This is a genomic window from Paenibacillus sp. O199, from assembly GCF_001636635.1.
In the GTDB taxonomy this organism is placed as follows: Bacteria; Bacillota; Bacilli; order Paenibacillales; family Paenibacillaceae; genus Paenibacillus; species Paenibacillus marchantiae.
In genome coordinates, this window is the sequence record NZ_LGRP01000064.1 from 1 (window position 1) to 11227 (window position 11227).

Here is an 11227-nt window from a genome sequence, read left to right on the forward strand (position 1 = left end):
CCGATGCCGTGTTCTCGCTGGGCGAAGCCAGCGAGCTGGAGGAAGCAGCGCGCCGGCTGTACGCCGCGCTGCGTAGCTGCGATGAGCAGGGGGCCACATATATTGTGGCTGAAGCCTGCTCGCGCGAAGGACTGGGAGCAGCCGTCATGAACCGACTGCTCAAGGCGGCAGGTCACCGACTCATTCAGGTCGGTGACCGATAGCTCCCTTTTTTCATAATATCGCTATGAATATTTCCCTCTGGCACTCGTCCTCTAGTTACGACTAGCAATTCCATTTTTTTGAGCTGGGATTGCAAAATGTCTTCTCAGGTCATGTTTATGTCCTTGTCCGCATAAGGTGTACAAGAACCTTTACGTGACTTGGGGGTATGGGGATGTGGGATGTGTCTGCCCATGTAGGGCAGTTGGTAACCATTTTGATTATGGCCGTCGCTCTCGGACTCGACGCGTTCTCACTCGGCATCGGGATTGGTATGAAGGGCATTCGTATGAGAGACGTATTGCGAATCAGTACCGTAACGGCCCTGTTTCACATCATCATGCCGCTCATCGGCATGTATACGGGCAAATATGTCAGTTCCTTGCTTGGTGACATTACGACGTATGCAGCTGGCGGTCTGCTGGTCCTGCTCGGCGCCCATATGATCTTGAACGCTTTCCGGGAGGGAGATACCAAACTGGTGGATCATCGATCTTTGCTCGGTGTGATACTGTTCTCACTGAGTGTCAGTGTGGATTCGTTTTCCGTTGGAGTCTCGCTCGGCATGTTCAGCAGTGACTTGGTGTTAACGGTACTGGCTTTTGGTGTCTGTGGTGGAGCAATGTCCGTCATGGGTCTGATGTTGGGACGGCGTGTGAGCCAGAACATGGGGGATTACGGAGAAGCGGTCGGCGGAGCGATCTTGCTCGCTTTTGGACTTTTGTTTATATTTTAAAAAAACGACGTTAACCATAATTACAGCCTAGTGCAGTCTTCAATATATATTTAAGAGTTTCATTGGTTCAGATGGAGTTTCAAACATGATTCGACAACATTTGCAAAATGGGGAGGCTAACCACAATGAAACATATTTTGTTTGTATGTACAGGGAATACATGTCGCAGCCCCATGGCGGAGGGACTTTTACGTAAACTGGCGTCTGAGCGGGGCATTCAGGTGGACGTTCGTTCCGCAGGTGTAGCCGCAACAACGGGCATGCCCATTTCCCGTCATGCGGAGGCTGTATTAAGGGATCACAACGTTGAGGGACCCCCACATTCGACGCTTCTTAGCTCCAACCTAGTCGGCTGGGCCGACCTGATTCTCACGTTGACACGCAGTCATAAACAGCATGTCATGCAGGTTTTTCCTGACTCGGTACACAAGACGTATACCTTGAAAGAGTATGCGGAAAATGACGAACAAGTCTTGAATGATCTTCAGGAATTGGACAGCCTGTTTGCAACATTCGAAATGAAACGTGCGCTAGGTCAGGAGATTTTGGCATCTGAACGTGAGCGGGCAATCGAGATCAGACAACGCATTCCGAGCTTTGATATTTCGGACCCGTTTGGCGGCAGTCGCGACGATTACAACATCGCTGCGGCAGAGATTCGGACTGCGCTCGATAGACTTTTGGACAAGTTGGAATAATTGGATTCGTTTAATCATTCCCAGGTACCGATAGATTTCCATATAAAAAACGTACATGGGATGTAAATTACCCGTTGATTTTAAACGCAGGTTGTTTTATGATGAATGGGAAAACAGGGATCCGGTGTAACTGGCGACGAAGTGGGCATAACCACGATGGAGCACCGGAACAAACGGCCGGTCGCCTGGGCAAAAGAGCAATTCTGCGTTACCCGCAGACTGCTCTTTTTTTCGTCTTTCATCTGATTATTCGCTATAATAGTACCTGAAATGCCATACAAGAGAATACCAAGGGCAGCCAAGAGGAAGCCGGGCATGATTTTATCGGGAGGCGATAGGATGACTATTGAGTTAGATTCGGAACAACCCGGATTGCATGAACAGACCGCATCCATTCTGCGTGAACTGGCGCTTGCCGGACAGCTTGGTCCTGGACAGATCGTTGTGATCGGTACAAGTACAAGTGAAGTTGCAGGCAAACGGATTGGTACAAGCGGTGCTGTTGAAGTAGCGCAGCAGCTTCTTGCGGGTATACGCGAGGTGCAGCAGGAGTTCGGTTTTGATGTTGTATTCCAATGCTGTGAGCACCTGAACCGTGCGCTGGTTATGGAGCGTTCACTGCTTACACGTCTTGGATTGACTGAAGTGGGTGCAGTACCTGTGCCCAAAGCAGGTGGTTCCATGGCATCCGCAGCGTATCGCTCGCTGACCGATCCATGCCTGGCTGAACATGTGCAGGCCCATGCGGGACTGGATATTGGGGAGACGATGATTGGCATGCATTTGCGGCATGTGGCAGTACCTTTCAGAACAGCACTCCGCTACATCGGTGATGCCCGTGTAACTACAGCACTGACCCGTCCGAAGTTGATTGGCGGCGAGCGTGCAGTGTATCGTATGGAAGAGCAACCAGATTCGACATTTTGTGACTGATATCTTCAACCTATTTAAAGCCAAATTAGACTTTACACGAAAACGGAGAGTGCAACACCAATCTGAAGAAGCAAAGCGTTCGCCTTTATCCCCGGATTTCCCCCTTATTATAAGGGAGTTCAGAAAAATCTGGGGATAACAGCGATCGGAAGATGGTGATGCAATCGAAGTCAGGAGTGTAACCACTGTAGTTTCGCTTTATAACTTCACTTATAACTGGGAGGAATTTAATCATGGAACAATTGCGCAAGAATGACCCGGCAGTACTGGAAGCGATGAATCTTGAACTGAAACGTCAACAAAACAACATTGAGCTGATCGCGTCCGAGAACATCGTAAGCGAAGCGGTTATTGAGGCAATGGGATCTGTACTTACTAACAAGTACGCTGAAGGATATCCAGGCAAACGTTACTACGGTGGTTGTGAGCATGTGGATATCGTAGAAGATATCGCGCGTGATCGTGCCAAAGAATTGTTTGGAGCAGAACATGTGAATGTTCAACCTCACTCCGGTGCACAAGCGAACATGGCAGTATACCTTGCGGCTCTGAAACCAGGTGATACTGTGCTTGGTATGAACCTTGCGCATGGCGGACACCTCACACATGGTAGCCCGGTTAATGCTTCCGGTTTGCTGTACAATTTCGTAGCTTACGGTGTACAAGAAGATACATTCCTGATTGATTATGATGAAGTGCGCAAAGCGGCTTTTAAACATCGCCCTCGTATGATCGTTGCAGGTGCAAGTGCATATCCGCGTATCATTGATTTTGAAAAGCTTGCTTCCATCGCTAATGATGTAGGTGCTTTGTTCATGGTGGATATGGCTCACATTGCAGGACTGGTAGCTGCAGGCTTGCATCCAAGCCCGGTTCCACATGCGCATTTCGTAACGACAACAACTCACAAAACGCTGCGTGGACCTCGTGGTGGTATGATTCTGTGCCGCAAAGCTTGGGCAGCAGCGATTGATAAAGCGGTATTCCCTGGTTCCCAAGGTGGACCTCTGATGCACGTGATTGCTTCCAAAGCGGTAGCATTCGGTGAAGCACTGCAACCTTCGTTCAAAACGTATGCACAAAACGTGGTAAAAAATGCACAAGTATTGGCTGAAACGCTGATTGCTGAAGGATTGAACATCGTATCCGGCGGTACAGACAACCACTTGATGCTGATCGACACACGCAGCGTGAATATCACAGGTAAAGAAGCCGAGCATGTACTTGATTCCATCGGTATTACCGTGAACAAAAATGCAATTCCGTTTGACCCAACTAGCCCGTTTGTAACGAGCGGTATCCGTATCGGTACACCTGCAGCTACTTCCCGTGGTATGAACGAAGAAGCGATGGTAGCTATTGGTAAGATCATTGCGAAAACATTGAAAAACCCTAAAGATACAGCTAAATTGGATGAAGCCCGTGCTGAAGTAACGGCACTTACGGACCAATTCCCGCTCTACACTGACCTTAAATACTAAAAAACTTGCTCATGGTGTTTGTGTTTGAGATGTTCTTCATGTAAACATGCAGACGGAGCAGACAGAATGAAGACGTAGAAGCATATCCTATCGCCGGATTTCCCCCTTAATAAAGGGGTTAAAAAAATCCGGGGATAACAGCGATCGAAGGGTCATTCGGTTTGCGGAGCTTCATAGTGTTTACACATTTTTAACATTCAACTGACATAACAGCGAGAGCAAAAAGGACCGGAAGACTCATTTTTCCGGTCCTATTTTTATAGGATTCGGTTTTCTGTAATGATTAAGTGCCCTTTGATGGTGTAATTCGGAGTAGGTGATGATATAATATACAGGATTTATCGGGCCTATGAATGATGATTAGGCATATTTGGTAATGCTGAAACATGAAGAACATACCGGAGGGACAAATTAGATGGGAAAATTAGTAATATGTGATCACCCTTTGATTCAACACAAACTGACGTTTATACGCGACATGCGTACGAATACGAAAGATTTTCGTGAATTGGTGGATGAAGTGGCTACACTGATGGCTTATGAGATTACAAGAGATGTTGAGCTGGAAACTATTGATGTACAGACACCAGTAGCTGAAACACAAGGAAAAGTCATTTCCGGACGTATGCTTGGGCTGGTGCCGATTTTGCGTGCGGGCCTTGGGATGCTGGATGGTGTTGTCAAATTGCTGCCGGCGGCAAAAGTTGGACATGTAGGTTTGTTCCGTGACCCGGAAACACTGCAACCTGTTGAGTACTACACCAAGCTGCCTACGGACGTTACGGAGCGTCAGTTGATTGTCATCGACCCGATGCTGGCAACTGGCGGTTCTGCTATTGCTGCTATTGACGTGCTCAAAAAACGCGGCTGCACGCAAATCAAAATGATGAACCTTGTTGCAGCCCCTGAAGGAGTAAAAGCTGTTCAGGATGCGCATCCGGATGTAGACATCTACGTTGCTGCACTGGACGATCGTCTGGATGATCACGGCTATATCGTTCCCGGACTGGGAGATGCAGGAGACCGTCTATACGGCACTAAATAAGCATATCGCATGCTTTGTAAGAGGTTGTTCAAAAAGTCCAATTTTGATTACGAAGGATGCCCAAGGGCATCATCGACATCGAATATGAAATTCAGCCGAAATGTCCGTTGCTCACGTAGTTTTCCCTACGCTCCGCTACTCCATTTCTACCTTCATTCCATATTCTTGGTACTGAAAACCGGACTTTTTGAACATGAACTTATAGAAAAGGGGCTTTGCTTCAATGTCCAAGAAAATTAAAGTCATGACGATATTCGGGGTGCGCCCGGAAGCCATCAAGATGGCTCCGCTTATTTTGGAACTGCAGAAACATCCCGAATCTATTGAATCGATCGTTTGCGTTACTGCACAGCATCGTCAGATGCTGGATCAGGTTCTTGAAGTATTCGATATTCATCCAGACTACGATCTGGATGTGATGAAAGATCGCCAGACGTTGAATGAAATTACGATTCGTGTGCTGGGAGGCCTGGAGCCGGTTTTGCTTGAAGCAAAGCCGGATATCGTGTTGGTTCACGGTGATACGCTGACAACGTTTGTAGCCAGCTATGCTGCGTTCCTGCAGCAGATTCAGGTGGGGCATGTGGAAGCAGGTCTTCGCACGTGGAACAAGCTCTCTCCATACCCGGAAGAAATGAACCGTCAGTTAACCGGTGTGCTTGCTGACTTGCATTTTGCACCGACGGACTGGTCTTCTTCTAACCTTGCCAAAGAAAATAAATCGGAGTCTAGTACGTATGTCACAGGCAACACGGTAACAGATGTGTTTCAATATACAGTACGGCAGGATTACACACATCCGGTACTAGATTGGGCACAGGGCAAGCGTCTTGTGCTGATGACAGCTCACCGCCGTGAATCCCAAGGCGAGCCTCACCGTAACATTTTCCAGGCCGTCAAACGGATTGCCGACGAGTTTGAGGATATTGCCATCGTGTATCCGGTACATCTAAGTCCTGCTGTGAAGGAGCCGGCTCACGCAATTTTGGGGAATCACCCCCGTATTCAACTTATTGATCCACTAGACGTAGTGGATTTGCATAACTTTTACCCGCATACTCACTTGATTTTGACAGATTCAGGAGGTTTGCAGGAAGAAGCGCCTTCGTTTGGTGTGCCTGTTCTCGTCCTTCGGGATACAACGGAGCGTCCGGAAGGAATTGAGGCTGGAACACTGGAGCTGGTGGGTACCGAAGAGGAACGTGTATATGAGCGCACCAAAGCTCTGCTTACAGACGAAACACTGTATGCAAGCATGAGTCAGGCTGCCAATCCTTATGGTGATGGACATGCTTCAGAAAGAATTGTCAATGCGATTTTGCATCATTTTGGTGTGAATAGTGAACGTCCGGAATCATTTCACAGAAAATTCAAAAAATAATTCATTTTTTCTAACGGATTATTAAAGGGTACAGCATACAGTTAAACTGTACGGTTTACGCGGGTTTATGGGCTCTGAGGGCCTGTATTCCCGTCGTTTTCCCCTTTAAAACGCTAAAATCATTCAATTGACAAAGGCTCTCATCATTCAGTAAAATTAACTGGGATTGCAAGGGTGGCGTGGAAAATGGCCGATTCGAACAAACCAAATTCATCCCGTAACCATGACGATAATGTATGGAAAGCGATGGGGCTCGTGACAGCTTTTGGAATCGAGATTGCCATTCTCGCTGTTGCCGGATATTACGTTGGCTCCTGGGTGGACAAGACCATCGGGGGTAGCGGAATATGGATCGCCGTAAGCGTTCTCTTTTTTTTGGCAGCAGGCGGCGTAAGCATCTACTTTATCGCGAAAAAATTCATGGGGGAAAGTGATGAGTGAACTAACCAGATACCGCAGATGGATGACTGTTTTCATCATGTACTTTCTTATGATTTGTTTTCTAGCAGCGGCCTTTCTGCCCCGTGTGGAAACAATAGCTTTGGGACTGGCCCTAGGAACGGTGATCAGTTGGATCAACGCGTCTTATCTGGGTCGCAAAGTCAGGAGAATGTTGGATGGTGCAGCGGAAGGAAACCTTAAGCGTGTGAACCTGGGATTTTTGACTAGAGCAGCTCTCGCAGTACTCGCTGTTTTCGTGGCGATGCAGTATCCGCAATACTTCAATTTATATGCGGTTGTAGTTGGCTTGGTCATAGCGCAATTTTCCTTACTATTTATAGGGATATTGTTGTCCCGCAAAGCAGACTCATAGAGGTGCTGCAAGCTTTCGAATGAGAAAGGGGTGAGAAAAATATGCATGAATCTCCGATAATTAACCTGGGTGGGTTCCATCTGGATTTGTCTGTTCTGCTGATGCTGATCGTAACATCCGCCATTGTATTTATTGTTGCAAAACTGGCTACGCGGAACTTGTCAGTGGAAAATCCGGGCAAAATGCAAAACTTCCTAGAGTGGGCGATTGAGTTTGTACGTAACCTGATCTCGAGCACGATGGACATGAAGAAGGGGCAGCATTTCCTTACCTTGGCAACCACAATGATTATGTTTATCTTTGTGGGAAACATGTTGGGTCTCCCTTTGGGCTTTGTAACTGGGGCTACGGATGCAAGCCAAGCTGAAATCTTTGGCAAGCCAATTGTCTCGGTCCAAGAAGCGTTCCATGAAGCTCATGAGAAGAATCCTGAAGCTCATCCACATATCGAAGTTGCCTGGTGGAAATCACCTACGGCTGACCTTTCGGTAACCATGGGTCTAGCGTTGATCGCATTTGCTATCGCGCATGGATTGGGACTTTTCCGTAACACCAAAGCGTATCTCAAGCATTATTTCCAACCACACTGGCTGTTCTTCCCAATCAACATTGTGGAGACAGCATCCAAGTTGTTGACACACGGTATGCGTTTGTTCGCTAACATCTTTGCAGGTGAGGTTCTGATCTCCACGATTATGAAACTTACAGCATTCAAATGGATTGGCGCAATTGCAGCAATTCCGCTGTTGACGGCATGGCAGGGATTCAGTATTTTCATCGGAGCCATACAGGCATTCGTATTTACGGTTTTGATGATGGTATACATATCACAAACCGTCGAATCGCATGAGGAACATTAAGATTCAGGTCCAATACGGTTAAACCTGTAGGGCTGAACTATAAAATTTGAACGAACATTCTAAGGAGGATATACAAATGGGAGCAATGGCATTAGTGGCAGCAGGAATTGTTGCAGGATTGGGCGCACTTGGCGCAGGTATCGGTAACGGTTTGGTAATTAGCAAAACGGTGGAAGGTATTGCACGTCAACCGGAAGCAAAATCCACTCTTCAAACAACAATGTTTATCGGTGTAGGTTTGATCGAGGTATTGCCGATCATCGGTGTAGTACTCGCGTTCATGTTCTACGGAGCGGCTTAATAAAATCAGTGCAGGTTTGGCGGGGAAGGCCACAGCCATCCGCGCCTTCTTTTTAGGTAGCGTCCGTAAACCGGAGTTGCGGCCTGAGGATACCTTCAGGAAGGAGTGAACAGATTGAATTTCGTATGGGAAAATACAGTTCTGGCGATTATAGCATTTGGTATTTTATATTGGCTGCTTAGCCGTTATGCATTTGGTCCACTTTTCTCCATTATGGAAAAACGTCGTGAGCTCGTATTGGCGCAAATGAATGAGGCTGCCCAAACGCGGGATCAGGCTATTGCCTATGTTGAGGAACAGAAGCAGGCTCTTGAAAAAGCGCGTAAAGATGCTTATGACATCATTGAACAATCCAAACAAACAGGCGGCAAACAGGCTGAAACGATTCTGGCGGATGCAAAAGCAGAAGCGAATCGCCTGAAAGACGATGCTGTGCGTGAGATTGAGAGCGAGAAGAACAAAGCGGTTGCAGCCCTTCGCAGCGAACTGGGTACAGCTTCCGTTCAAATCGCTTCCAAGCTGATCAAAAAAGAAGTTGAGAACGGTCCTGCACAAGAGGAGCTTGTGAACCAATACCTCAATGAGGTAGGAGGCCGACAATGAGCCGCGATACGATTGTTGCTAAGCGTTATGCGAAAGCATTGTTTGAAGTTGCTCTCGGACAGCAGAAGGTGCTTGAAGTCGAACAAGAGCTACGTACTGTTGTAATTGCCATCACTGGTGATGCGGAAATCGGTAAATTTATCGAGTCACCCAACATCTCTGAAGAGGCAAAACAGCATGTACTCCGCACAAGTCTTGACGGCAAGGTGTCTGAACCTGTTCTGAAAACCGTCTTGCTTTTGATTGAGCGTGGACGCGTTGAACTGCTGGAAGCTCTGCTGAATGATTATGTGAAGATCGAGGGCGAATCGCTCGGCATAGCCGATGCACGCGTGTACTCGACTTATGCCTTGAATGATGAAGAACAAGAAGCGGTAGCCCGTGAATTCGGTGGCCGTGTGAATAAAAAGATCCGTATCGAGAACATTGTCGATCCGACTTTGCTGGGCGGATTGAAAGTTGCCATTGGCGATACGATCTATGACGGTAGCTTGGCTGGCAAGCTTGAACGTCTTGAGCAGTCTTTTAACAGACGAGTACAGTAGATTGGGGTGAGGACACTTGAGTATCAAACCAGAAGAAATCAGTACATTAATTAAGAGCCAGATCGAACAATACAAGAACGATATCGATGTAGTCGAAGTCGGGACGGTTATTGAGGTTGGTGATGGTATCGCTCGTGTCTACGGACTTGAGAATGTCATGTCCAACGAGTTGGTTGAATTCCCAAGCGGTGTTATGGGTCTCGCCATGAACGTGGAAGAGAGCAACGTCGGTATCGTTATCCTGGGACCTTACTATGATATTCGTGAAGGCGACCAAGTAAAACGTACCGGTCAAATCATGCAAGTGCCTGTTGGCGAAGCATTGATTGGACGCGTTGTTAACCCGCTCGGTATTCCAGTGGATGGCAAAGGGCCAATCGCTACAACGGAATTCCGTCCGGTTGAAGGTAAAGCACCAGGCGTAATGGATCGTAAATCGGTTCATGAGCCGATGCAAACAGGGATTAAAGCCATTGACGCAATGGTTCCAATTGGTCGCGGACAACGTGAGTTGATCATCGGTGACCGTCAAACAGGTAAAACATCAATCGCGATTGATGCCATCCTGAACCAAAAAGGCAGCGGCATGAAATGTATCTATGTTGCTATCGGTCAAAAACAATCTACAGTTGCACAAGTCGTAGAAACTCTTCGTCGTAAAGGCGCAATGGAGTACACGATTGTTGTAACTGCAGCAGCATCTGACCCATCACCATTGTTGTACATCGCACCGTATTCCGGTTGTTCGATGGGTGAGTACTTTATGTACAAAGGTGAGCACGTTTTGGTTATCTACGATGACTTGACCAAACAAGCTTCCGCATATCGTGAGCTTTCCTTGCTGCTTCGCCGTCCACCGGGCCGTGAGGCTTATCCGGGTGACGTCTTCTACCTGCACTCCCGTTTGCTGGAGCGTGCAGCGAAGCTGAATGATGAGCTTGGTGGTGGTTCTTTAACCGCACTGCCGTTCATTGAAACACAAGCTTCCGACGTATCTGCTTACATTCCGACGAACGTAATCTCCATTACGGACGGACAAATCTTCTTGGAAGCTGACTTGTTCAATGCTGGACAACGCCCGGCGATCAACGTAGGTATCTCCGTATCCCGTGTTGGTGGTTCTGCTCAGATCAAAGCGATGAAAAAAGTTGCAGGTTCCCTGCGTCTCGACCTCGCTCAATATCGTGAGCTTCAAGCGTTCTCCCAGTTCGGTTCCGATTTGGATAAAGCGACTCAGGCTCGCCTGAATCGTGGTGCTCGTATGATGGAAATCCTGAAGCAAGGTGTAAACCAGCCTCTGCCTGTAGAACAACAGGTAGTCAGCTTGTACACAGCGGTTAAAGGGTTCCTGGATGAGATTCCTACAGGTGATGTTACTCGGTTCGAGGGTGAGTTCCTCGCGTTTATGGAGAGCAGCCATCCGGAAATTCTCGGGTCTATCCGTGATACAAAAGAATTGACTGCAGACAATGAATCCGCTCTGAAAGATGCTATTGAGAAGTTCAGAAAGAGCTTTGCTGTCTCTGTCTAAATAGATGATATGCAGTTGCGGAGTTGTTTAACCGATTCCGCATGTCTGCATGTAAAACTTTGATCTATCAAAGTTTCAATATGCTTACGAAGTAGTTT

At 47.5% G+C, this 11227-nt stretch carries 14 protein-coding genes and 1 riboswitch; all 14 genes read left to right on the forward strand.

Annotated elements, in window-relative coordinates; genetic code table 11:
• On the forward strand, window positions 1–203 hold a 203-nt coding region (locus tag A6049_RS31470), incomplete at its 5' end, for a Sua5 family C-terminal domain-containing protein (RefSeq protein ID WP_275078685.1).
• Between the two features lie 173 nt (window positions 204–376).
• Entirely contained in the window at window positions 377–937 is a 561-nt protein-coding gene (locus A6049_RS31475; RefSeq protein WP_063568347.1) for a manganese efflux pump MntP, read from the forward strand.
• 125 nt (window positions 938–1062) lie between these two features.
• Window positions 1063–1635: a low molecular weight protein arginine phosphatase gene (locus A6049_RS31480; RefSeq protein WP_063568348.1), complete on the forward strand. Its 573-nt coding sequence runs from the start codon at window positions 1063–1065 to the stop codon at window positions 1633–1635.
• Window positions 1636–1751: 116 nt separating this feature from the next.
• Window positions 1752–1833: riboswitch (ZMP/ZTP riboswitch) on the forward strand.
• Between the two features lie 141 nt (window positions 1834–1974).
• On the forward strand, window positions 1975–2568 hold the full coding sequence (locus tag A6049_RS31485) for a TIGR01440 family protein (RefSeq protein ID WP_063568349.1): 594 nt from the start codon (window positions 1975–1977) through the stop codon (window positions 2566–2568).
• Between the two features lie 233 nt (window positions 2569–2801).
• The gene (locus A6049_RS31490) at window positions 2802–4049 is read left to right on the forward strand and encodes a serine hydroxymethyltransferase (RefSeq protein ID WP_162842473.1); all 1248 of its coding nucleotides are present in this window, start codon (window positions 2802–2804) and stop codon (window positions 4047–4049) included.
• A 415-nt stretch (window positions 4050–4464) separates the two neighbouring features.
• Window positions 4465–5094, forward strand: a complete 630-nt coding sequence (gene upp, locus A6049_RS31495) for a uracil phosphoribosyltransferase (RefSeq protein WP_053782842.1) — start codon at window positions 4465–4467, stop codon at window positions 5092–5094.
• A 223-nt stretch (window positions 5095–5317) separates the two neighbouring features.
• Window positions 5318–6475, forward strand: a complete 1158-nt coding sequence (gene wecB / locus A6049_RS31500) for a non-hydrolyzing UDP-N-acetylglucosamine 2-epimerase (protein ID WP_063568351.1) — start codon at window positions 5318–5320, stop codon at window positions 6473–6475.
• Between the two features lie 186 nt (window positions 6476–6661).
• Window positions 6662–6916 carry an AtpZ/AtpI family protein gene (locus A6049_RS31505; RefSeq protein WP_063568352.1) on the forward strand — a complete coding sequence of 85 codons (255 nt, stop codon included), beginning with the start codon at window positions 6662–6664 and terminating at the stop codon, window positions 6914–6916.
• On the forward strand, window positions 6909–7289 hold the full coding sequence (locus A6049_RS31510; RefSeq protein ID WP_063568353.1) for an ATP synthase subunit I: 381 nt from the start codon (window positions 6909–6911) through the stop codon (window positions 7287–7289). Before A6049_RS31505 ends, A6049_RS31510 begins: the two co-directional genes overlap by 8 nt.
• Before the next feature lie 41 nt (window positions 7290–7330).
• Window positions 7331–8149, forward strand: a complete 819-nt coding sequence (gene atpB / locus A6049_RS31515; RefSeq protein ID WP_063568354.1) for a F0F1 ATP synthase subunit A — start codon at window positions 7331–7333, stop codon at window positions 8147–8149.
• A 76-nt stretch (window positions 8150–8225) separates the two neighbouring features.
• On the forward strand, window positions 8226–8450 hold the full coding sequence (gene atpE / locus A6049_RS31520; RefSeq protein WP_062321699.1) for a F0F1 ATP synthase subunit C: 225 nt from the start codon (window positions 8226–8228) through the stop codon (window positions 8448–8450).
• Window positions 8451–8564: 114 nt separating this feature from the next.
• Window positions 8565–9053, forward strand: a complete 489-nt coding sequence (gene atpF, locus A6049_RS31525) for a F0F1 ATP synthase subunit B (protein ID WP_063568355.1) — start codon at window positions 8565–8567, stop codon at window positions 9051–9053.
• Entirely contained in the window at window positions 9050–9598 is a 549-nt protein-coding gene (locus A6049_RS31530) for a F0F1 ATP synthase subunit delta (RefSeq protein ID WP_063568356.1), read from the forward strand. Before atpF ends, A6049_RS31530 begins: the two co-directional genes overlap by 4 nt.
• A 16-nt stretch (window positions 9599–9614) precedes the next feature.
• Window positions 9615–11129 carry a F0F1 ATP synthase subunit alpha gene (atpA, locus tag A6049_RS31535; RefSeq protein WP_063568357.1) on the forward strand — a complete coding sequence of 505 codons (1515 nt, stop codon included), beginning with the start codon at window positions 9615–9617 and terminating at the stop codon, window positions 11127–11129.
• Window positions 11130–11227 lie beyond the last annotated feature (98 nt).